Below are 22,524 nucleotides of genomic sequence, written 5' to 3' on the forward strand. Positions count from 1 at the left end.
GCCAACTCAAAGCCGGGTCCGCGAGAACGGGTTCCAGCGCACGTGCCGAGCCTCACATCCTCGCGCACCATCGTCAAAAGGCCGAAGCCGCCAATGACGGCGAGGCCGACAAGCGACAGAAGATCTGGTGACAGAAGATCTGGATATTTCTGGAGAACGCGCCCAGGATCACTGGCCCGAGTATCTGCGAATAATGCGTCGGCGCGATCCGCCCAGGCTTTTGACAACGGCATCGTTGCATGAACAGCTTGCATAGGGGAGCTGGGCGAGCAGAATTCCGTTCGTCCACGTTATTCCAGTTCCAGGGAGAATGCAGAGTGAAGATACTGGCGCTCGGTGCGCATCCGGACGATATCGAGATCTTCATGTTCGGTACGATGGCGGCCTATGCCGCACAAGGCGCAGAATTGGTTTTTGCGATAGCCACGGATGGCGCCAAGGGCGGGAAGGGCGATCCGGAATTACTCGCCCGCGCCCGCCGCGAGGAAGCGGCTGTGGCGGCGGACCTGCTTGGCGCGACACCGCACTTCCTCGGCTTTCCGGATGGCGCGCTGGTTGCCGATGCCGCGCTGATCGCGGCGCTGAAGGCGCTGATTGGCGACGTGAAGCCAGATCTGGCGATCACCCATGCGCCGAACGACTATCATGGCGACCACCGTGCGCTGTCGGATGGCCTGCACATCGCGGCATCCTTCACTGTCCCGGTGCTGCATGCCGATACGCTCGGTGGCACCGGCTTTTCGCCGACGCATTATGTCGATATCTCCGGTCATTTCGAGCTCAAGGCGATGGCGATCCGGGCGCACCAGTCGCAGGACCCCGAACGTTTCGTCGATGCGGCGCGCACGCAGAACGCGTTTCGCGCCGGCCAGTGCAATGGCGGACCGGTTCCTTCGCTGAGGCCTTCCGCTTCGAACCGATCTTCCCCTTCGCCGATATCCGCGCCCTGCTGCCGCCGGCCCCAGTGATCCGGCCGGTGACGGTGAGCACCAAAACGGTCAAATGATCCGGCGCCCGCGCGCCGGACGATCTGACATCCGCCTTTCCTGAACCAAGCGACCCATGCGCCATGCTGCAGCGCAGCGACGAATTCGCTTGCCTTGTTTAGTAAAAACTGCATCACTAAACAAATTACTAAACACCCGACGCTCAACCGCGTCGCCATGTTTGGACCCCTGAGGAGGGGGGTTGAGGTTTTTGAAACCGTCATCCGGACGCGTTTCGTAAATGGGAGGAAGGCATGAAATCGACCTTGAAACTGACGTTGGGACTGGCCTCGGCGATGCTTGCGTCGACCGCCGTTTCGAACGTCGCGCAGGCTGAAGATCTGACGCTTTGCTGGGCAGCTTGGGACCCGGCCAACGCGCTTGTCGAATTGTCCAAGGATTTTACCAAGGAAACCGGCATCGGCATGAAATTCGAATTCGTGCCTTGGACCAACTATGCCGACCGCTTCCTCAACGAGTTGAATTCCAAGGGCAAGCTGTGCGACCTGATCATCGGCGACAGCCAATGGATCGGCGGCTCTGCCGAGAACGGCCATTACGTCAAGCTGAACGACTTCTTCGACAAGGAGAAGATCAGCATGGACGACTTCGTCCCGGCGACCGTCGTCGGGTATTCGGAATGGCCGAAGAACTCGCCGAACTACTGGGCGCTGCCGGCCATGGGCGATGTCGTCGGCTGGACCTATCGCAAGGACTGGTTCTCCAAGCCGGAACTGCAGAAGGAATTCAAGGAAAAGTACGGCTGGGATCTCGCTGCACCGACGACCTTCGACCAGCTGAAGCAGATCGCCGAGTTCTTCCAGAAGCGCGAGATCGACGGCAAGACCGTCTATGGCGCATCGATCTATACCGAGCGCGGCTCCGAAGGCATCACCATGGGTGCCATGGACGTGCTCTACAGCTTCGGCTTCAAATATGAGAATCCCGACAAGCCCTACGAGATGGACGGCTTCGTCAACTCCGAAAGATCGGTGAAGGGCCTGGAGTTTTACAAGGCGCTCTATGACTGCTGCACGCCTCCCGGGGCCTCGAACAGCTACATGGGGGAAGGCGTCGACGCCTTCAAATCCGGCCAGGTGGCGATGCACATGAACTTCGCCTTTACCTGGCCCGGCCTGCAGAAAGACGAGAATGTCGGCGGCGACAAGATCGGCTATTTCGCCAATCCCAAGGGACCCGACGGCGATCAATTCGCCCAGCTCGGCGGCCAGGGCATTTCGGTGGTGTCCTACTCGGACAAGCAGGAGGCCGCGCTCAAATACATCAAGTGGTTCGCCAACAAGGACGTGCAGGCCAAATGGTGGTCGCTCGGTGGCTTTTCCTGCCTCAACGCGGTCGTCAAAGACCCAGGCTTCCCGGCCAGTCAGCCCTATGCTCAGACCTTCCTCGACTCCATGGCCATCGTGAAGGATTTTTGGGCAGAGCCCAGCTATGCGCCGCTGCTGCAGGCGTCGCAGAAGCGCTTCCATGACTATGTCGTCGCCGGCCAGGGGTCGGCCAAGGATGCGCTCGACGGCCTGGTCAAGGACTGGACCGAGGTCTTCCAGGACGATGGCAAGATGTAGTTGGGGCAGATGTAATCGGCTCCTCCCGAGCCATGCCGCGTGTCCCGTGCCGCCCTTGGCACGGGACACAGTTCAGATAAATTCCATTGTCGAGACGACCAAGTGACCGAAGCGGGACTGACCATGCTCAATCGGACTGCGGACAGCGTTGCCCGGGCTACGCCTGAGCCGTTGGCCCGCAAGGTCCGGGGCATCAGCGACAAGGGCCTCGCCTGGCTGTTCATCTCGCCAACGATCCTGTTGCTGCTCGCCATCAACATCTTCCCGCTGTTTTGGGCGATCTATCTCTCCTTCACCAATTACCGCGCCAATCGCCCCAACGAGGTGGTCAGGAACGTCGGCCTTGCCAATTACAAACGCATCCTCGGTGACCAGGACATCTGGATCGCCATGCAGACGACGGCGCATTTCGTGTTCTGGACCATCCTGCTGCAGACGCTGATCGGCTTCACGCTGGCTTGGCTGCTAGACCGGAAGTTTCGCGGCCACGCCTTCTGGACGACCATCATTCTCGTGCCGATGATGCTGTCGCCGGCAGTTGTCGGCAATTTCTGGCGCTTCCTCTACGAGCCGCAGATCGGTCTGTTCGCCTATGCCGTCTCGTTCGTCACCGGCATTCCGGCAACGCAGATCGGCATGCTCTCCAACGTGTCGCTGGCGCCGTGGTCGATCGTCATCGTCGACACCTGGATGTGGACGCCTTACGTGATGCTGATCTGTCTCGCCGGGCTGCGCTCGATCCCCGAATACATCTATGAGGCGGCCGAGGTCGACCGCGCCTCCAACTGGCGGCAGTTCTGGTCGATCACGCTGCCGATGGCGCTGCCCTTTATCATGCTGGCGGTGCTGTTCCGGGGCATCGAGAACTTCAAGATGTTCGACATGGTCAACCTGCTCACCGGCGGCGGACCGGGCTCGACCACCGAAGTCGCCTCGATCACGCTGAAGCGGCAGGCCTTCGAAAGCTGGCGGACGGGTTATTCCTCAGCCTTCGCCATCATCCTGTTCGTCGCGGTGTTCGGGCTGGCCAATATCTACGTCAAGGCGCTCAACAAGGTGAAGCAGAGATGAGCCTGACGTCAGCCCATTCAGTCGTCGCACCCTCGGCCACGTCGAAGCGCGTCGCCGGCACGATCATCGTGCTTTACGCGCTGATCTCGATCGTGCCGCTGCTGTGGATCTTCGCCACCAGCTTCAAGACGCCGCCGGATTCGATCGCCTATCCGCCGAAGATCCTGTTCCAGCCGAGCCTCGAGGGCTACTGCAATCTGTTCTCGACCCGCACCCGGCAGACACCGGAATACATCAACTCGCTGGGACCGGCGACGGGCGTCTGCGACGAGACAGTGCGCAAGCGCAACATGGTGATCGCCGGGCCGTCCAACTTCATGCCGCGCTTCATAAACTCGCTGATCATCGCCTTCGGCTCGACCTTCTGCGCGGTGTTCCTCGGCACAATGTCGGCCTATGGCTTCTCGCGCTTCAAGGTGCCGTTGGCCGACGATCTGCTGTTCTTCATCCTGTCGACGCGGATGATGCCGCCGATCGCGGTCGCTATTCCCATCTACCTGATGTACCGCGAGCTCGGCCTGTCGGACACCGCACTCGGCATGATCCTGCTCTACACGGCGGTCAACGTGTCGCTGGCCGTGTGGCTGCTCAAGGGCTTCATCGACGAGATCCCGCGCGAATACGAAGAAGCGGCGATGATCGACGGCTATACGCGGCTGCAGGCCTTCTGGCGCACCGTGCTGCCGCAGGCGACCACCGGCATTGCCGCGACGGCAATCTTCTGCCTGATCTTCGCCTGGAACGAGTATGCGTTCGCCGCACTGCTGACCTCGGGCACGGCGCAGACCGCACCGCCCTTTATCCCGACCATCATCGGCGAAGGCGGCCAGGACTGGCCGGCCGTCGCCGCGGGCACGACGATCTTCCTGGTGCCGATCCTGGTGTTCACCATCCTGCTCCGCAAGCAGTTGCTGCGTGGTATCACCTTCGGCGCGGTGCGCAAATGAGCCTGACCCAATCCGCAAAACGCAAGTCGCGCTGGCCGGCATGGGCGAGGCGCGGCCTGATGGAGAATATCGCGACGGTGATCATAGCCATTGGCTTCCTGATGTTGTTCCAGCCCTTCGCGCTGTCGCTCTATACTTATTCGTTCATCACCATGCTGGCCGGCACGGCGATGTTCATAATCGTCTCGAAATTTCCGGAGTAGACGATGGCGGAGATCAGGGTCGAGCATCTGAGAAAGGCATTCGGCGATTTCGTCGCCGTGCAGGATTCCAGCTTCGTCGTTAGAGATGGCGAGTTCTTCGTCATGCTGGGGCCGTCGGGTTGCGGCAAGACGACGACCTTGCGCATGATCGCCGGCCTGGAATTGCCGACCGGCGGCAAGATCCTGCTTGGCGGCGAGGACGTCACCATGCGGCGTGCCCGCGAGCGCGACATCGCCTTCGTCTTCCAGCTGTTCGCGCTCTATCCGCATATGAATGTGCGTAGGAACATCGGCTTCCCGCTGCTGGCGCAAGGCATGCCAGGCATCGAAATCCGCCAGCGCGTCGAGGAGACGGCGAAGCTGTTGCGCATCGACCATCTGCTCAACAAATCAGTCTCTGGCCTTGCCGGCGGCGACCGCCAGCGCGTGGCGCTCGGCCGCGCCATCGTGCGGCGGCCAAAATGCTTCCTGATGGACGAGCCGCTCGGCACGCTCGACACCGAATTCCGCGATCTCATGGTCCATGAGCTGCGCGAACTGCACAACCGCATCCATGCCACCACCGTCTACGTCACGCATGACCAGATGGAAGCGATGTCGATGGCCGACAAGATCGCAGTGATGAACCACGGCGTCATCGAACAATTCGGCACGCCACGCGAAATCTACGATCGGCCGGCGACGATGTTCGTCGCCGATTTCATCGGCTCGCCGCCGATGAATTTTCTCGGCTTTGGCGGCGGGCTTTCAAAGGGCGCCAGGGAGATTGTGGTGCAAGGCGCCAAGGTGGCAGTGCCGGAGGTGCGCGAGGATATCGCGTCGATCGACATGGCGCTCGGCATCCGGCCGGAACACATCCGCTTCGACGACGGTTCGAAGCTGCGCGGCGCCATCTATGGCACCGAATATCTCGGCACCACGCAGATCGTTGCGGTGGAGACATCAGGCGGCATCATCAAGGCGCGGGTGCCGGCCGAAATCCGGCTCAATGCGGGCGACCATGTCGGCCTGGCGCTGAGCAGCGCACGGCTGTCGCTGTTCGAGAAGGGATCCGGCCGCGCGGTGCGAACCGCAATCCATGACGGGGCCTCCCAAGGAAAAGCGCATCATGGCTGACGTGCACATCAAAGGCGTGACAAAAGCCTTCGGCGACCATGTCGCCGTAGACACTCTCGATCTGCACGTCGCCGATGGCGAATTCGTCGTGCTGCTCGGCCCGACTGGGGCCGGCAAGACGACGACGCTCCGGCTTGTCGCAGGATTGGAACGGCCGGATACGGGCTCAATCCATATCGGCGGCCGTGATGCGACAATGTTGTCGCCGGCCGAGCGCGACACCGCCTTCGTCTTCCAGCAATATTCGCTCTATCCGCATCTGTCGGTCTACGACAACCTGGCCTTTCCGCTGCGCTCGCCGGCGCGGCGGCTGAGCGAGGACGCGGTGCGCCGCCGCGTCGAGGATGTGGCCAAGATGGTGCGTATCCACCACAAGCTCTCCAACCGCTCCACCAAACTTTCCGGCGGCGAGATGCAGCGCGTCGCCATCGGACGCGCCCTAGTGCGCAAGCCCTCGATCTACCTGATGGACGAGCCGCTGTCGTCGCTCGATGCCAAGCTGCGCGCCGACCTCCGGCTTGAGCTGAAGCGCATTCAGGCCGAGGTCGGCGCTACCATGCTTTATGTCACGCACGACCAGATCGAAGCGATGACGATGGCCGATCGGATCGGGATTCTCGCCGATGGCGTTCTGGTGCAGATCGGCACGCCGCGGACGATCTATTCCGAGCCGGCAAACCTTCATGTCGCCGCAAGGCTCGGCCAGCCGGCGATCAATCTGTTGCCGACCGGCCTGCTGCCCGATGGCGACATGCCGGCGGGAACCAAGACGATCGGTGCGCGTACAGAACATCTGTCGATCGGCAAGGCATCGAACGGCCCCGCCGACGGCGTTGTTGACTGGGTCGAACATCTGGGCGACCAGAATCACCTGCATGTGACGGTGGGAAGCAAAAAGCTGGTGACGCTGACCGACCCCGACACGCAATTGGAAAAAGGCGACAGGGTGGCTATTCGTTACCGGGCGCCGCTGTTCTTCGACCAGGCCGGCAACAGGATTGCAAACCGATGAGCCCTGGGACGCTGGACAAGACTGGGACGATGGACAAGGTTGACCTGAAGACGCTGATACCAGCCACCGCCGACACGATTGCAGCTCACGCGGACGAGCTGACCGCGCTCGACCAGGCGATCGGCGACGGCGACCATGGGCTCAATATGAAGCGCGGCTTTGAGGCGGTGCGGGCTGAGGCCGAGGCGTTCGCGGCAAAGCCATTGCCGGAGGCGCTGAAGGCGATCGGCACCAAGCTGGTGATGACGGTCGGCGGGGCGTCGGGACCGCTGTTCGGGACGCTGTTCATGGAGCTCGGCAAGGAGATTTCCGCTGAGCCGGATCACGCCAATCTGGCGGCGGCTCTCGGTAAGGCAATCGAGGCGGTGGCAGCCAGGGGCAAGTCGCAGGTCGGGCAAAAGACCATGCTCGACGTGCTGAAGCCGGTGCATGACGCCCTGCTGCAGGGAAAAACCGGGGCGGAAATCGCCGATGTCGCGGACTATGCGGCCGCTGCCACCGTGCCGATGAAAGCCTTGCGCGGACGCGCCTCGTTTCTCGGCGACCGCTCGATCGGCCATATGGATGCCGGCGGGCGCTCGGTCGCGCTTTTGGTGCGGGCCGTCATCGAAAGCATCGAGGGGCAAGCATGAGCAATGTCGGCATCGTCATCGTATCGCATTCACCGCTGGTCGCCGAAGGCACGGCCGATATGGTGCGCCAGATGGTCGGCGACGAAGTGCCGCTTGCATGGTGCGGCGGAAACGGCCATGGCGGGCTGGGAACCAATGTCGAGGCGATCATGGGCGCCATCGACAAGGCCTGGTCGGAGGCGGGTGTCGCCATACTTGTCGATCTTGGCGGCGCTGAGACCAACAGCGAGATGGCGGTCGAGATGATCGGCGAGCCGCGCGCGCACAAGATCATCGTCTGCAATGCGCCGATCGTCGAAGGCGCGGTGATGGCGGCGACGGAGGCGTCCGGCGGCGCCTCGCTCAGGGAAGTGGTGGCGACGGCACACGAATTGTCGCCATCGTGAATGAACAGGAATTTTGACAGCATGTCCGCATCCGCCGAAGCCACAGTTCTGATCACCCATGAGGTCGGCCTGCATGCGCGCCCTTCGGTGAAGTTTACCAAGCTCGCCAAGACATTTTCAGCCGAAGTCGAAGTGGCGCTCGCCGCCAACGGGCCTTGGTTCGACGCCAAGAGCATCGTCAAGGTGATGGCGGCCAAGGCGCCGAAAGGCACGGTGCTGCATATCCGAGCGAGGGGTGACGGCGCCGGCGAGGCGGTCGGCGCGCTGGTCGAGCTGGTGCGACGCGACTTCGACGAGGGCGTGGACCATGCCCGAACCGCTTAGGCTGAAGGGGATTTCGGCTTCGGCCGGCTATGCCGAAGGGCCGCTGTTCAACCTCGATCCGGTTGTCGCGCGCTATAACCGTAAAGCGACCGCCGCTGACGAGAGGCTCGCGCTCGAAACGGCAATCAAGGCAGCGACAGGCCGACTTGCCACGCTCGTCGAAGCGACCGAGGGCGATGCAGCCGAAATTCTCGAATTCCAGCTCGCCATGCTGGAGGACGGTGCACTGACCGGCCCGGCCTTTGCCGCGATTGCCGTCGGCCAGCCGGCCGATACGGCATGGCGGCAGGCGCTCGACGCCGAAATTGTGGGCTACGAGACGTCCGATCAGGACTATTTCCGGGCGCGCGCCGCCGACATGCGCGACATACGCGACCAGGTGCTGCGTGCACTGACCGAAGAGAGCGAGGCTGCGGCGCCGGCAGGAGCCATCTTCTATGGCGAGGACATCGCGCCGACGCGCTTTCTCGAAACCGACTGGAGTTCCGGCGGCGGCATTGCGCTGAAAGCGGGCAGTGCCGCCAGCCATGTCGCCATGCTGGCGCGCTCGCGCGGCGTGCCGATGATCGTGGGGCTCGGTGCTTCGCCGGCTCATCTTGCCGGCGTCGCCCTGCTTGATGCCGAGCATGGCGGCATCATATTGGCGCCATCAAGGGCAGAGGTCGAGGCGTTCCGGCGAAAATCGTCCTCTTTCGCGGCACGTCGCGACCGGGCGGAAACTTTTTTGACCCGGCCGGCAGTGACGAAAGCCGGCACGGCGGTGCGGGTGCAGGTCAACATCGCCGATCCGTCCGATGTCGACAGCATCGATGTCTCGACCTGCGACGGTGTCGGGCTGATGCGGACCGAATTCCTGTTCGGCAAGACGCTGCCGGATGAGGAAACGCAATATCGAGCCTACCGCAAAGTGCTCGAATGGGCTGAAGACAGACCGGTGACAATTCGTACCGTCGACGCCGGCGGCGACAAGCCGGTGCCGGGCTTCACCGTCGAGGAGGGCAATCCTTTTCTCGGCCTGCGCGGCATCAGGCTATCGCTGGCAAGGCCGGAGGTTTTTCGGGTACAGATCCGGGCGCTGCTGCGCGCCGCCATTCATGGCAATCTCAAGGTGATGTTCCCGATGATCGCCGTTGTGGACGAATATCAGCGTGCCGCCGCCCTGTTCGCGGAAGAGAAGGCCGCGCTTGCCGCGCGCGGCGTCGCGCAAAAAATGCCGCCGCTCGGCATCATGGTCGAGGTGCCATCGGTGGCGATCGCTCCCGAGGCTTTTGCCGAGGTCGCTTTCTTGTCGATCGGCTCGAACGACCTGACCCAGTATGTGATGGCGGCGGCGCGCGACAACGCTTCGGTTGCGCATCTCAATTCGATCAGGCATCCGGCCGTGCTTCGGCTGATCGCCTCGGTTGCAGCGTTCGGCCGCGCGCAAAAGATTCCGGTCAGCTTGTGCGGCGACGCCGGCGGCGATCCGGCGGCGATCCCGGCGCTGATCGAGGCCGGCCTGCGTGACCTTTCCGTGGTTCCCGCCCAACTCGCAATGGCCAAGGCGGCCATTGCGGACGTGTCGATCTAGGCGCGGGCATGGCCGAGAAGACACCCGAACCCGGCTCCGAAGAGGCGATCCGCGCCTATAAGATGATCCTGTCGCAGGTCCTCGACCAACGTCCGTCCGGCATGCGCCAGCGCTTGGCCGATGCGCTTGGCAAGCACCGCAGCTTCGTCACGCAGATTTCCAGCCCGGCCTATTCGATCCCGATCCCGTCGAAACATTTGCCGGCTATTTTCTCCGTCTGCCATTTCAGCCCGGCCGAACGCGACCATTTTCTTGCCGCCTACCATCAGGCGCATCCCGGAAAAATGTCGGTGGCATCAGGCATGCGCAAGACGCGGCATGTCTCGCTGATCGTTCCCGATTTCGGCGACGACAAGCAGAATGCAGCGCTCGACCGGGCGGTCAACGATTTCATCCAGAAAATCACCAGCATCGCCGGCAAGGGCGGGACATAGTCGCGCCACGCCTGGCCCTTTCGGAAGGACGGTCATGAAGAAATTTCTGAATTCGGTCGACACGGTGCTGGCCGAAAGCCTGGACGGCTTCGTCGCCGCGCACTCCGACATACTGGTGCTGGGCGACGATCACAAATTCGTTCGCCGCAAGGCGCTCAAGCCCGGCAAGGTGGCGCTGATTTCCGGCGGCGGCTCTGGCCACGAACCGCTGCATGGCGGGCTGGTCGGCCATGGAATGCTGGACGCCGCCTGCCCCGGTCAGGTGTTCACCTCGCCGACGCCGGACCAGATGCTGGCGGCTGCAGAGGCGGTCAACACCGGCGCCGGTTGCCTGTTTATCGTCAAGAACTACGAGGGGGATGTGATGAATTTCGAGATGGCCGCCGAAATGTCGGAGGGGGTCATGCAAGTGGTGACCAATGACGACGTCGCGGTCGAGAACTCCTCCTACACCACCGGCCGGCGCGGCGTTGCCGGCACCCTGGTGGTCGAGAAGATCGTCGGCGCCGCAGCCGAGCAAGGCATGGCACTGAAGCCGTTGAAGGCGCTTGGCGAACGCGTCAATACCGCAACGCGGTCTATGGGCGTTGCGCTGACCAGCTGCACCGTACCGGCGGCCGGCAAGCCGACCTTCGATATCGGCGACGAAGAGATGGAGTTCGGCGTCGGCATTCATGGCGAGCCCGGCCGCCGCCGCGACACGTTGAAGAGCGCCGATGCCATCGCCGAGGAGATCTGCGCGGCAATCCTGGGCGATCTGCGCGACAGGGCGAAAGGCCCGGCGCTGCTTTTCGTCAACGGCTTCGGCGGCACGCCGCTGATGGAGCTCTATCTGATGTACAACAGCGCCCGGAAAATCTTCGGGAACAACGGCGTGACGGTCACTCGCTCACTGGTCGGGTCCTATGTGACATCGCTCGACATGGCCGGCTGCTCGATCACGCTGACCATGGTCGACGACGAGACGACCGCATTGTGGGACGCACCGGTGCATACGGCTGCGCTGCGCTGGGGGATGTAGAACCTCCAACACCTCGCTGCCACTTACAACAAAAGTGGAGGTCAAAAAGCAAAGCCCGCTTCAGTCTGCGAAGTGGGCCTTCGCAAGGACTCCCAACAGCAGTCGGTGACAAAACTGTCATGCGCCATCCCGAGCATTATCAGGCCAGTGTGGTGAAGTTAGGCACAATGTTGCTTTGTTTGCCTTCGGTAAGGTTAGGAATGCGGCGGTTTTGGGAGGGCAGAACATGCGTTACAATTGGGATCGAGCGCCGACGGGTTTCGAACGTCACAGAAAGGCGCTGGCCGCTGCCTTGCTGATCGCCGGCGGTGTCGGCCTCATGCTCGCGGCGCTGCCGCTTTAGAACCGTATTTGAGCGCAAGCAGCGCTTTTCAACGCAGCTGGCCGGTCACGGCGATAAAGCGGCGGTCCAGTCCTTCAAATCCCTGGCTGAAGCGTTGCACGAGCACGGCAAGCACTGCGGGTTTGCCGTCCGGGGTGAATGCATAGGATTCCGACAGGCTGTAGGAGGTCGGGCAATTCCTCGAGCCGGGCACGGTCTTGTCCTCATGCAGCAGTTGGAACGGCATCGTGTGCCTGCAGCGTCAGGCGGAAACCGAACGCCTTGCCGGCCGTGGCGCCTTGCTGCTCGTCGAAACTCGACGAGCAATCCATCGTGCTGTCGGCAAGTATCTGGTCGAGCTGGATGATCGAGATGCCGAGCTCGTCATAGGTCGGCGAAAGCCATTTCTGCGAGACCTGCTCGAGGCGCGCAATGTCTTGGTAAGCGACCATGTCGTCCGGAAAGGTGAACCTGTCAAAGGCCGTCCGCTCGCCGCGCGCCGCTATGGCATATTGGGCGAGGATCGGCGCCGCCTGCGCGGCAGCCCGTGCCCTCGCCTGATCGAGAGTGAGCGTCGCCTCCTCGGTTTCGTCGACGATGCGGATCGGCTTACCACCGACGAACTCATCGGTGCGGGTGTCGATGATGTCGATCTCCGACCAGCCCGAATTCGAAGCACCGGCGTCGAGCGTGCCGTACTGTTCGAAGGCGAAGTAGGTACCATCCGGCGAAAAGCCGATAATGCGCCGTGCCGCCGCATCGCCGGCCTGGGCGGCGGAAGCGACCATCAACAGCATCGCCGCCAATACGGCAGATCCAAACTTGCATCGCAACTTCATTGCGCCTTGCCCCCAATTATGACCCCACACCCCAATTATGACCCGAGACCATCGTGCCGGGTATTTGCGACCAAGGCGAGAACGCCAAAAGACGAAATTGCATATGCTTGCAAAAACAGCATACGCTATTCAAAGACAGCAGACATTCCTGGGGAGGAAGTCGGATGGCGTCACGCTACCACGAGGTCTATGACGGCTGGAAACGCGACCCGGAAAAATTCTGGGCGAATGCGGCCAAAGACATCGACTGGTTCACACCGTTCGACACGGTCTTCGATCCGAATGCCGGCGTCTACGGGCGCTGGTTTGGCGGCGCCTCCTGCAACACCTGCTTCAACGCCGTCGACCGCCACGTGGCGGGTGGCCGCACCGATCAGATCGCGCTGATCCATGACAGCGCGATTTCCGGCACGATCAGGAAATTCACCTATGCCGAACTGAAACGCGAGGTGGTCGCGCTGACGTCGGTGCTGAAGAACCGCGGCGTCCAGAAAGGCGATCGGGTCATCATCTATATGCCGATGGTGCCGGAAGCGGCGTTTGCCATGCTTGCCTGCGCCCGCATCGGCGCCGTGCATTCGGTCGTCTTCGGCGGCTTTGCCTCGCACGAGCTCGCCACGCGCATCGACGATGCCAGGCCGAAGCTGATCATTTCCGCCTCTTGCGGCCTGGAACCCGGGCGCATCGTCGCCTACAAGCCGCTGCTCGACAAGGCGATCGAGATGTCGCGGCACAAGCCCGAGGCCTGCCTCATCCTCCAGCGCGACCAGCTGCGCTGCGAGCTCAAGGAAAACCACGACATCGACTATGCCGACGCCGTCGCCCGTGAGCGGGCCGCAGGCGCCAATGTCGACTGCGTTCCAGTGCTCGCCACCGATCCGCTCTACATCATCTACACGTCCGGAACGACCGGCCAGCCCAAGGGCATCGTGCGCGACAATGGCGGCCACATGGTTGCGCTGAAATGGTCGATGGAGAACGAGTTCGGCGTCAAGCCGGGCGAGGTGTTCTGGGCGGCTTCCGACGTCGGCTGGGTGGTCGGCCATTCCTACATCGTCTACGGCCCGCTGCTGCATGGCTGCACGACCATCCTGTTCGAGGGCAAGCCGGTCGGCACGCCCGACGCCGGCACCTACTGGCGGGTGATATCAGAGCATGGCGTGGTCGCGCTGTTCACCGCGCCGACGGCCTTCCGCGCCATCAAGGGAGAGGACCCAAAGGGCGAATTCGTTCCGAAATACGACCTGTCGAAATTCCGCACGCTGTTCCTCGCCGGCGAGCGCGCCGATCCGGAAACCATCAAATGGGCGGAGCAGAAACTGAGCGTGCCGGTGATCGACCATTGGTGGCAGACCGAGACCGGCTCGCCGATGACGATCAACCCAGCCGGATTGGGCCTGCTGCCGGTGAAATACGGCTCGCCCGGGGTGCCGATGCCCGGCTACGACATCCGTGTGCTCGACGATGCCGGCCACGAAGTGCCGCGCGGCACGTTGGGCAATGTCGTGGTCAAGCTGCCGCTGCCGGCCGGCTGCCTGCCGACGCTGTGGAATGCTGATGACCGGTTTCGCCAAGCCTATCTCGACGAATTCCCCGGCTTTTACAAGACGGCGGATGCCGGCATGATGGACGAGGACGGCTATTTGTTCGTCATGGCCCGAACCGACGACATCATCAATGTCGCCGGCCACCGACTTTCGACCGGCGCCATGGAGGAGGTGCTGGCCGCGCATCCAGACGTTGCCGAATGCGCTGTTATCGGCATCGCCGACGCGATGAAGGGCCAGGTTCCGCTCGGCTTCGTTGTGCTAAATGCGGGTGTCGCGCGTGACACCGGCACTATTGAGACCGAGGTGGTCACGCTGGTGCGCGAGCGGATCGGCCCGGTCGCCGCCTTCAAAACGGTGGTGACGATCAAGCGCCTGCCAAAGACGCGCTCCGGCAAAATCCTGCGCGGCACCATGCAGAAGATTGCCGACAAGGAAGAATGGACGATGCCGGCGACCATCGACGACCCGGTCATTCTCGATGAAATCACCGCGGCGCTAAAGGGACGCGGAATCGGCCTGTGAAGACATCGGACCATCGACAGCGCGCCGGTAGCCAATTGGCTATTGTGCGATGCAGCAAATCGCCATACAGTTTTGTCGGGGCGCCCACCGACGATACGGCATGGCTCAGCAAAAAACCACATTTGGCGGCGTCGACATACTTCGATTTCTCGCCGCAGTCCTCGTGATGTTCTACCACTATGGTTACTGGGTGTGGGCCTTTCCCGCCGGCGTTTCGGCACGGGCCACCGGCGGCATCCCGCCGCATCCGGAACTGGAGATGCTCGGCTCCGGATGGGTCGGCGTACAAGTTTTTTTCGTCATCAGCGGCTTCGTCATCGCCTTCAGCGCCGAAAACTCGACCGCCTTGCGGTTTTTCGAGGCAAGGGTGAGGCGGCTGGCGCCGGCGGTCTGGATCTGCGCGCCGGTCACCGCGGCGGTGCTGCTCCTCGTCGGGCTCAGCTGGCCGACGGATGCCGTGACCCGGCTCGTTCGCACGGCATTGTTCGCTCCCTACTCCCCCTGGGTCGACAGCGTCTATTGGACGCTCGGCATCGAGATCGCCTTTTACGCCGTCGTCTGGACCTTGCTGTGGCTGGGCCGCTTCCATCTGATGGAGGTCGTGGCCATCGTGATCGGCATGGTCAGCACGCTCTTCTGGTGCCTGTATTATCCGCTCGACTGGTCGGACTTTGCCGAGACGCGTTGGTTAGCCCTGCTGCTGGTGCATCACGGATGCTTCTTTGCGACGGGCGTCATGATCTGGCTGATGCGATTCAAGGCGGTGACGCCGTTCCGTCTTGTCCTCTGCGCGCTGTTTCTGGCCGGCTGCGTCCTGCAAATCGCCAGTTCGGTCGATGTTCACACGGTGAAGGTCGAACAGCAGATGCCTTATGCGCCACCGATCGTCTTCTTCCTAGTTGCCATCGCCCTGATGGCATGGTCGTTGCGGCTCGACCTGTCCTGGCGCGGCTGGCGCCGGATCGGCCTGATGACCTATCCTCTCTATCTGATCCATGATGTCGTCGGCGCGGCCATTCTCGGCGCCCTGATGCGTGCGGGAGTGCCATACCTGCTTTCGGTGGTCATCGTCGGCGCGACCATGATCGCCGCGAGCTGGCTGATTGCGATCGAGGCCGAACCGCGAATCCGGCTTCTGCTCGACCACACCGTCTTCCGATACCGTCTCAAGGCGGCGTAACGCGCCAGCGTGTCACGCCGGTTCCTGGCTGCAAACGTCCTGCGGTGGAATGTGCGGTGCGAAGCATAGTGCGCACGCTTTTTGCGCGACCCGTCGCGGCTCGGCGACCTCTACGCGTCAAGCGAGGAGATCGACCGCACCTAAGAGACATCATTCCCCGCCGACCTTATCGGCTGGTGCGCAGGCTGCCCGTCATGGTCTGTTCGAGGGACATCCGTGTTCGCTCACGCGGGCCCCGGTATCGGCCTCGCCGCGCAGGACGACGACGATCTGCTCAATATCCGTTTCCTATAGACCGGCCTCAGGTGTTTGCTTTCGTCCGCGCTTCCGACTTTTCCAGATAGTAGGACGAATATCTGTCGAAGAATTTTTCCGAGCCGCCGATCGATCCATACTTCGCCAGCTTCTTCAAATCGACCTTGTTCAAGACGACGCCGACGATCTTGTTGGCGATATAGGGTTCCGAACTCAGTATGGATTGCACCATCGCACGCGGCGTGCGCCCCCACTCGGTTACGAGCACGAAACCGTCGGCAAGCGGAGCAAAGGCCTTGGCATCGACCACCGGGCCGAGCGGCGGCAGATCGACGATGACGTACTCGAAGGTCTCCTTGGCATTGTCGATGAAACGCCGCATCCCGGCCGACGACAGAAGCTCACTCGTGTGCGAGAAATGACCGCGCGGCACAGCCGGGACGATCGCCAGCTTGGTCTGCCGGTCGATCTTGCCGACGGACTGCCAGGTCTGCCCGCTCACCACCGCTTCCATCAGGCCCTGCTCGGCCTCCATGCCAAGGCTGCGGCTGAGGCCGGGGTTGCGCAGATCGCCGTCCACCAGCAGGGTTTTCGACCCGTTGGCAGCAAGCAGTCCTGCCAGATTCGCCGCCACGGTCGACTTGCCCTCACCGGGAAGAACCGAGATCACGCCAATGACCCGGCTGCCTTGCCCTTCCATCACGACGTCGAAGGCAATCTTGGCGCTGCGAAGCGTTTCGGAAAACATCGATGCCGGGGCGTCTATGCTCACCCGCATGCGCGCGCGTCTTTCAGCAGCCGACGGTGATTGGGCAGTTTTGACGTCTGCCTGACCATCATCGCGCTTGTCGTCCTTGGCGACCTTGCTGCCAATGATCGGCAGGTAGCCGAGGAATTTGAGGCCGACGCGATCGCGAACGTCTTCGCCGGTCCTGAAGAACCGCTCCCTGAATTCATTCAGGCCACCAACCGCGGCCCCCATCATCACGCCAAGCACAAGCGAAAGTCCCAGCACTATGGACGTGCGCGGGGTTGCCGCGGACTGCGGCAGCGTCGCCTCCGAGATGACGCGGATCTTGCCAACCGGGAAGGATTGCTGCTGGGAGGCTTCTTCGTAGCGGCCAAGGAACGTCTGATAGAGCGTCGAGAGCGCCGTCGCCTTCTGCTCGAATTCGCGCAGCTTGACCTGCGACTGGTTGTCGATGGAACTCTTGCCCGCCGCTAACGCGACATTTGCGCGGAGCGCCGTCTCGCGCGCGAGAGCAACTTCGTATTCGTTGCGGTAGCTTTCGGTCAACTGCTTCAGCTCGCCGAAAATCTGCGCTGATATGTCGGCCTTTTCCTTGGCAAGTGCGACCGCCTGGGGATGCTCAGCCCCGAAATTGGCTTCGATATCCTGCTGCCGCTTGGCGACAGTGAGATAGCGGGTCTTGAGCGTTGAAATGATCGAGTTGCTTGGCTGGTCGGCGGATATGGCGGCATCCCTGAATGCGTTGTCCGAACCGCTTTCGACGATCGACTTGTATTGCTGGTAGCGGGCGCTGGCGCGGGCGGTATCGGCCTGCGCCTCAATGAGCTGGCCATTGAGGTCCGACAGTTGCTTGTCGCTGATCAACTGGCCGTCGTCGACGGCCAATCCGTGTTCGGCCCTGAACTTCTCGACGGCGAGCGACGCTGCCTGGGAACTTTCACGAAGCTCCGTCAGCCGGCCTTGCAGCCAGACCGCCGCGCGCTCGGTCGCATCGAAGCTCGCATCGAGCTGATCCGCGAGGTAGGCGTCCGCGTAGGCTTTGGTGATCGCGGTCGCAAGTGCGGGATCCGTCGCTTGATAAGCGATGGAGATCACATAGCTTCGGCCGATGCGCTCGGCCTGCACTTCGTTTTGCAGTTTGAGGATCGCGTAATCGCGGCGTGACGAGGCAATCATCGCGTCACGCGTCGCCGGATCAAGCTGGGTGACGTCGGTGGTGCCCACGGCGGGGCTGGGACGGAAGTACCGGATCACGCCGCGTACAAAGCCGGCCGCCTTCGAAACGGCCGATGTGGGAGGATACAAGAAAGCGTCGTTCTGATCGAGCTTCTGCTTGTCGACGACCACCGCCGCCAACCTCGCCGAGTGAAGAATTTCGATCTGGCTCAGAATGGCGGAATCGGTCTGCATGCTGACCGACGCCGCCGACACCTCGTCAACGACCTTATTCAATCCTTCGTCGATAAGCACGCGGCTGGTCGCCATGTAGGTGGGAGGCGTGGTCTGCAAATAGAGCACGCCCAGAAAAAGACCGATGGCAGCGCATGCCGCAACCACCTTTGCCTGCCTTGCTGCCATGCTGAGCAAGCGCTCGACATCGATGAAGTCGTCGGCGCTGACTGCATCCGAACTCGGCAATGGTTTCCTCTTGTCGAGAGGAAAATTGGCATAATTCATCTTCGGTCCAATTCTACTTTGCATCTAGAGCGGCGGTCCCTCAAGTCGACCTGTGCCGCCGCTCTATCTCTTGTTTGAGCATCGGATTTCCCAAAACCGCCTCTACTTTTGGGTCCGATGCTCTCGTTTGCAGGCGCTGAAGCAAGATCGGGAGCATCAGCACATATACGACGCAAGCTTCATGCCAGACAACGCGAAACCCGGGCCGCCAAGCGCATCGGCATGTCTTGCGTCACCGTCCATATGCTAATGCTCCCAAAAAATGAGCATTATGCGGCTTCCACCCGGCGCTCATGCGACCGGACAAACTCCTCAAGCATCTCGAAGATTGGCCCCTTCATGTCGTCACGCGCCAGCGCGAAGGCGATATTGGCTTGGATGAACCCTTCCTTCGAGCCGCAGTCGAACATCCGGCCGTTGAAGGGCTGGGCAAAGAAAGCCTGGCTCTGCGCAAGGCGAACCATGGCGTCGGTCAGCTGGATTTCGTTGCCGGCGCCGCGCTGCTGATTGCCGAGCAACGCGAATATCTCAGGCTGCAGGATGTAGCGGCCGTTGATGTAGTAATTCGACGGCGCATTGGCTGGAGCCGGCTTTTCGACCATGGCGGTGACCTCGAAGCCCGAGCCGACATCGGCGCCGCAGCCGACAATGCCGTATTTGCTGGTCTCGGTCGGATCGCAGCGCTCGACGGCGATGACGTTTCCGCCGGTCTGTGCATAGAGGTCGGCAATTTCAGCGAGACATCCACGCCCGCCGAAGGACACCATGTCCGGCAACAGCAATGCGAAAGGTTCATCGCCGATGACTTCCCGGGCGCACCATACCGCATGGCCGAGACCTTGCGGCGACTGCTGCCGGATGAAGCTCGTCGCACCAGCCACGGGAAGCAGGCTTTCGAGCGCCTGAAGCTGCGCCGTCTTGCCGGTCTGCTCCAAAGTCCCGATCAATTCTGGATGCAGGTCGAAATAATCCTCTATGACTGCCTTGTTGCGGCCCGTCACGAAGACAATGTGCTCGATGCCGGCTTCGAACGCCTCGTCCACCGCATATTGCACGACAGGCCTGTCGACGACCGGCAGCATTTCCTTCGGCATCGACTTGGTCGCCGGCAGGAATCGCGTTCCAAGCCCCGCTACCGGTATGACTGCCTTCCTGACTTTTTTCATTGGATATTCCTTCTGAGGAGATCGACTTCAACCTGTCGCAGGCCGCGAAAACTGTTTTCACCTGCCTGCACCTTTCACCTCCCCCGCACCCACGGCAAATTGTGCCGCCACCCTTCGCAGCCGAACGGCGATCGGCATGCTCATATGCCGAACGGCCGCCGGATCGCTGAGCGCCGTCCACACCGCCTTGAGCGGGGACCGCGCCTTGATGTGCTGGACTAGCGACAGGAACGACGCCGCCTTGCGCAGGCTGCGTGTGCGCCTTGCGAAAGCGGCCTCGGCCTTGGCGTCCATCGAATGGGTTCTGGCGAAGGCGAGATCGGCCTTGCGCATCGCCTCGACGTGATGAAGTTCGAGCACGCGGGAAATGGAGCCGGTCCGGATATGGTAGACGTAGCCGGTCGTCGGCTCGACCACACATTTGCCGCCCTTGGCCAGAGCACTGGCCAGCAGGATGTAATCTTCGCCGATGATCAGGCCTTCGTCATAGCGAAGCCCGTTTTCGTTCAGGAAGCGTCGCTGGAAGATCGGCTTGAGATAGCCGAGATTGAACCTGGATTCGAAGACCACATTGCCGGCGATATAGTCCGCTAGCGAGATTTCACTTAAGCCCTCGAGATAGTCGGCCGGGAACATCGTCTCTTCGGCAACGCCGTCCTCGCGAACGACCTGGAGATTGTCGACCGCGATCTCGGCGCCCGCTTTCTCCGCGCGGTCGATCATGGTGCAGATCCGCCCGGGATAGATCGCGTCATCGGAATCGAGGACCGCGACCCACCGGCCGCGGGCAAGCTCAAGGCCGGCATTCCTGGCGCCGCCGGGACCACGGTTCTGTGCAAGGGCGACGACGCGCACGATATCCTCGGGGTAGGATCGCGCCAGATCGAGCGTCCGGTCGCGCGACTGATCGTCGACGACGATCACCTCAACGCTGACATCGCGCTGGGCGATGGCGCTGGCGATCGCCCGCTCGATGGTCAGCTCCGCATTGTAGGCGGCAATGACAAAGGTGACGTCAGGCTGCACGCTTGCCCCCTTCCTGCGGCGATGGCAGGCCGTATTGGCGGATTTCACGCACACCGACGAGACCGCTCACGACGCCGATATGCATGATGCCCCGAAGCACGCTGCGGTTCCTGCGCACGGGATTGATGGCGACCGGTATTGCCAATGCGAAACAGTAGACCGCCTTTGCCGAGGCGAGGCCGACTTGCCTGACCAGCGCGAGGCCACTCGCGTCGCGCCCCAGGAGGTGCCCATGCGTCTGCCCGACGCGGAACCGGCGGCGGCGGAGCCAGTCGAATGCGGCCCTGGCGCGCGGCACCACTTCATCGACCCAGGCTTGCGGCGAAAAGGCGATGCGACCGCCGGCCTTGACCATATGGTCGAAGAATTCGGTGTCCTCGCCGCCGGTCTGGCCACGCGCCAGGCTGAACCGCCGGCCGCGGAGGCTGTCGGCACCCATCCTGAGCAGGACGTTGCAGGTGTAGCCGGTGCGGATCTCGCCGCCCACCCAGACCGGCAGGGTGGAGTGAAAATCGCCGCGGCGCATCCAGGCGGGCGCATCCGGCCGATAGCGCGCCCGCACCGGTCCGAGCACGGCGGCAGCGCCACTCACTTCCGCCGTCGCAACCAGTTCGGCGAGCCATCTGGACGATGCCGTTTCGTCATCGTCGAGGAAGGCGACGAAATCCGCCATGCTGGCGTCGAGGCAGGCGTTGCGGGCGATCGAGATGTTGCGCGCCGGGCAATGACGATAGCTAATCGGCAGCTTCAACGTCTCCGCCAGCGTCGCCACCAGCAACTCGGCCGTCGGCCCGTCATCATTGTCGGCGACGATGACGCGGATGTCGAATCCCGAAGGCACCTCCAGGGCGGCTATGGAGCGAAGCGTGTCGGCAAGCTCCGGCCGCCGAAACGTGCAGACGCAGATGTCGATGCTGCGGTTTTTTTCGGCCACACCCATCACGCTACCCTCCTACTCTGTGATCGCGGTCCAAGCAGTTGCAGCCAGAAGCCAACGGACCAGCCGAAATGCATGACCATCGCCGAAATCCCAGCAAGCGCATTGTCCGGATTGCGCTGGCTGATGGCAGTCCACACGCCATAGCCGAGACAAACCGACGCCCACACCAGAAGCGGCACGACCGCCAACCAATGCACGAAGAAAAAGGCAGAGAGAAGGACAACGGGGAACACCAGAAGCGGCACCATCTGCCGGACCTTCGGTATCATGCGGTGCTTGAGAACGTTCTTTGCGCGGCCGCGGCCATAGCCGAGATACTGGAAATACAGGCCGGCGAGCGACGCGCGCGGGTAATAGATCATTTGCGTCTTGCCGCTCATCCAGATTCGGTAACCGGCCTGACGGAGCCGATAGTCGAACTCCGCATCCTCGTTGTGGCTGAACGTCTCGTCATAGCCGCCCACCGCCTTGAAGGCCGATATCCGCATCAGCGCATGGTGGCCGTGATCGACCCACTCGCCCACTGAGAGATGCCGGTGCTTCGAGCCGCCCGTGCCGAGCTTGGAATTCTGTGCAGCCGCCACCGCTTTCTGCACCGTGCCGCTGCCGCTGGTCAGCATGGAGACGACGACCGAATCGGCGCCGGTGGCCAGCGCCTCCTCGACCAGCCGATCGCAATAGTCGGGGGGATAGCCGCCATGCGCGTCGATGCGAATGAGATATTCAGCCCCCTCGCCGTAACTGGCAACGGCGAGATTGATCGCCGCGCTCTGGAGGCGCTTTTCATTGTGGAGAAGGATGATCCGCGGATCTTTCCCGGCAATCTCCTCGACGATTGCCCTCGTGCCGTCCGTGCTGCCGCCATCGGCAACGACAATCCGGGCACCGAGCCTCTCGGCCGACGGTCGAAGCTCATGAACAAGCGCACCGATGTGAGCCGCTTCGTTCAGGCACGGAATCACGATCAGGCTGGGCGCAAGCTTTTCGGTTGGCATCATCGGCCCATGT

The 22,524-nt window shown here is 62.3% G+C and carries 21 protein-coding genes and 1 pseudogene; 15 read left to right on the plus strand and 7 right to left on the minus strand.

The genetic code is table 11. From position 1 onward, the window contains the following. Nucleotides 1–317: 317 nt before the first annotated feature. The 13 genes and pseudogenes from ACWTU8_RS12805 to dhaK all read left to right on the plus strand — a co-directional run bounded on the left by ACWTU8_RS12805 (nt 318) and on the right by dhaK (nt 11,288). Nucleotides 318–1,006 (plus strand): annotated as a pseudogene (locus ACWTU8_RS12805) (PIG-L deacetylase family protein). Between the two features lie 234 nt (nt 1,007–1,240). Continuing rightward, entirely contained in the window at nt 1,241–2,572 is a 1,332-nt protein-coding gene (locus tag ACWTU8_RS12810; protein WP_455848467.1) for an ABC transporter substrate-binding protein, read from the plus strand. A gap of 123 nt (nt 2,573–2,695) precedes the next feature. Further along, nucleotides 2,696–3,643 (plus strand): carbohydrate ABC transporter permease, encoded by a 948-nt coding sequence (locus tag ACWTU8_RS12815; RefSeq protein WP_455849044.1) that lies wholly within the window; start codon nt 2,696–2,698, stop codon nt 3,641–3,643. Then, entirely contained in the window at nt 3,640–4,590 is a 951-nt protein-coding gene (locus ACWTU8_RS12820) for a carbohydrate ABC transporter permease (protein WP_029347718.1), read from the plus strand. The genes ACWTU8_RS12815 and ACWTU8_RS12820 overlap by 4 nt, the downstream gene beginning before the upstream one ends. Next, the gene (locus ACWTU8_RS12825; protein WP_455848468.1) at nt 4,587–4,793 is read left to right on the plus strand and encodes a hypothetical protein; all 207 of its coding nucleotides are present in this window, start codon (nt 4,587–4,589) and stop codon (nt 4,791–4,793) included. The genes ACWTU8_RS12820 and ACWTU8_RS12825 overlap by 4 nt, the downstream gene beginning before the upstream one ends. 3 nt (nt 4,794–4,796) lie before the next feature. Then, entirely contained in the window at nt 4,797–5,909 is a 1,113-nt protein-coding gene (locus ACWTU8_RS12830) for an ABC transporter ATP-binding protein (RefSeq protein WP_455848469.1), read from the plus strand. After that, on the plus strand, nt 5,902–6,921 hold the full coding sequence (locus ACWTU8_RS12835) for an ABC transporter ATP-binding protein (protein ID WP_455848470.1): 1,020 nt from the start codon (nt 5,902–5,904) through the stop codon (nt 6,919–6,921). The genes ACWTU8_RS12830 and ACWTU8_RS12835 overlap by 8 nt, the downstream gene beginning before the upstream one ends. A gap of 29 nt (nt 6,922–6,950) precedes the next feature. Next, complete coding sequence (gene dhaL, locus ACWTU8_RS12840) at nt 6,951–7,553, plus strand: dihydroxyacetone kinase subunit DhaL (RefSeq protein WP_455849045.1); 603 nt, start codon at nt 6,951–6,953, stop codon at nt 7,551–7,553. After that, entirely contained in the window at nt 7,550–7,939 is a 390-nt protein-coding gene (dhaM, locus tag ACWTU8_RS12845) for a dihydroxyacetone kinase phosphoryl donor subunit DhaM (RefSeq protein ID WP_027151568.1), read from the plus strand. Before dhaL ends, dhaM begins: the two co-directional genes overlap by 4 nt. Nucleotides 7,940–7,960: 21 nt before the next feature. After that, entirely contained in the window at nt 7,961–8,263 is a 303-nt protein-coding gene (locus ACWTU8_RS12850) for an HPr family phosphocarrier protein (RefSeq protein WP_095521149.1), read from the plus strand. Further along, entirely contained in the window at nt 8,247–9,833 is a 1,587-nt protein-coding gene (gene ptsP / locus ACWTU8_RS12855; RefSeq protein WP_455848471.1) for a phosphoenolpyruvate--protein phosphotransferase, read from the plus strand. The genes ACWTU8_RS12850 and ptsP overlap by 17 nt, the downstream gene beginning before the upstream one ends. Before the next feature lie 8 nt (nt 9,834–9,841). Continuing rightward, nucleotides 9,842–10,267, plus strand: coding sequence for a hypothetical protein (locus ACWTU8_RS12860; protein WP_065006028.1), 426 nt, complete (start codon nt 9,842–9,844; stop codon nt 10,265–10,267). A gap of 34 nt (nt 10,268–10,301) precedes the next feature. Then, nucleotides 10,302–11,288, plus strand: coding sequence for a dihydroxyacetone kinase subunit DhaK (gene dhaK / locus ACWTU8_RS12865; RefSeq protein WP_455848472.1), 987 nt, complete (start codon nt 10,302–10,304; stop codon nt 11,286–11,288). A gap of 371 nt (nt 11,289–11,659) precedes the next feature. Here dhaK and ACWTU8_RS12870 read toward each other — a convergent pair whose 3' ends face one another. Next, nucleotides 11,660–11,857 (minus strand): DUF2259 domain-containing protein, encoded by a 198-nt coding sequence (locus ACWTU8_RS12870; RefSeq protein WP_455848473.1) that lies wholly within the window; start codon nt 11,855–11,857, stop codon nt 11,660–11,662. Further along, the gene (locus tag ACWTU8_RS12875; protein ID WP_455849046.1) at nt 11,835–12,398 is read right to left on the minus strand and encodes a DUF2259 domain-containing protein; all 564 of its coding nucleotides are present in this window, start codon (nt 12,396–12,398) and stop codon (nt 11,835–11,837) included. Before ACWTU8_RS12875 ends, ACWTU8_RS12870 begins: the two co-directional genes overlap by 23 nt. 215 nt (nt 12,399–12,613) lie before the next feature. On the opposite strand from ACWTU8_RS12875, the gene ACWTU8_RS12880 reads away from it, so the two are divergent. Both ACWTU8_RS12880 and ACWTU8_RS12885 read left to right on the plus strand, forming a co-directional pair. Continuing rightward, nucleotides 12,614–14,521: a propionyl-CoA synthetase gene (locus ACWTU8_RS12880; RefSeq protein ID WP_455848474.1), complete on the plus strand. Its 1,908-nt coding sequence runs from the start codon at nt 12,614–12,616 to the stop codon at nt 14,519–14,521. Between the two features lie 100 nt (nt 14,522–14,621). After that, nucleotides 14,622–15,701: an acyltransferase family protein gene (locus ACWTU8_RS12885; RefSeq protein ID WP_455848475.1), complete on the plus strand. Its 1,080-nt coding sequence runs from the start codon at nt 14,622–14,624 to the stop codon at nt 15,699–15,701. Nucleotides 15,702–16,002: 301 nt separating this feature from the next. Here the strand turns inward: ACWTU8_RS12885 and ACWTU8_RS12890 are convergent, their stop codons facing one another. From ACWTU8_RS12890 to ACWTU8_RS12910, 5 genes are all read right to left on the minus strand, one after another. After that, on the minus strand, nt 16,003–18,384 hold the full coding sequence (locus ACWTU8_RS12890) for a polysaccharide biosynthesis tyrosine autokinase (protein ID WP_455848476.1): 2,382 nt from the start codon (nt 18,382–18,384) through the stop codon (nt 16,003–16,005). A gap of 269 nt (nt 18,385–18,653) precedes the next feature. Then, nucleotides 18,654–19,550 carry a UTP--glucose-1-phosphate uridylyltransferase gene (locus ACWTU8_RS12895; protein ID WP_127317314.1) on the minus strand — a complete coding sequence of 299 codons (897 nt, stop codon included), beginning with the start codon at nt 19,548–19,550 and terminating at the stop codon, nt 18,654–18,656. 57 nt (nt 19,551–19,607) lie between these two features. After that, nucleotides 19,608–20,576 (minus strand): glycosyltransferase family 2 protein, encoded by a 969-nt coding sequence (locus ACWTU8_RS12900; RefSeq protein ID WP_029347698.1) that lies wholly within the window; start codon nt 20,574–20,576, stop codon nt 19,608–19,610. Then, the gene (locus tag ACWTU8_RS12905) at nt 20,566–21,516 is read right to left on the minus strand and encodes a glycosyltransferase (RefSeq protein WP_455848477.1); all 951 of its coding nucleotides are present in this window, start codon (nt 21,514–21,516) and stop codon (nt 20,566–20,568) included. The genes ACWTU8_RS12900 and ACWTU8_RS12905 overlap by 11 nt, the downstream gene beginning before the upstream one ends. Next, on the minus strand, nt 21,516–22,514 hold the full coding sequence (locus ACWTU8_RS12910; RefSeq protein WP_455848478.1) for a glycosyltransferase family 2 protein: 999 nt from the start codon (nt 22,512–22,514) through the stop codon (nt 21,516–21,518). The genes ACWTU8_RS12905 and ACWTU8_RS12910 overlap by 1 nt, the downstream gene beginning before the upstream one ends. Nucleotides 22,515–22,524: the final 10 nt, after the last annotated feature.

This window comes from Mesorhizobium sp. BHbdii (genome assembly GCF_053848045.1).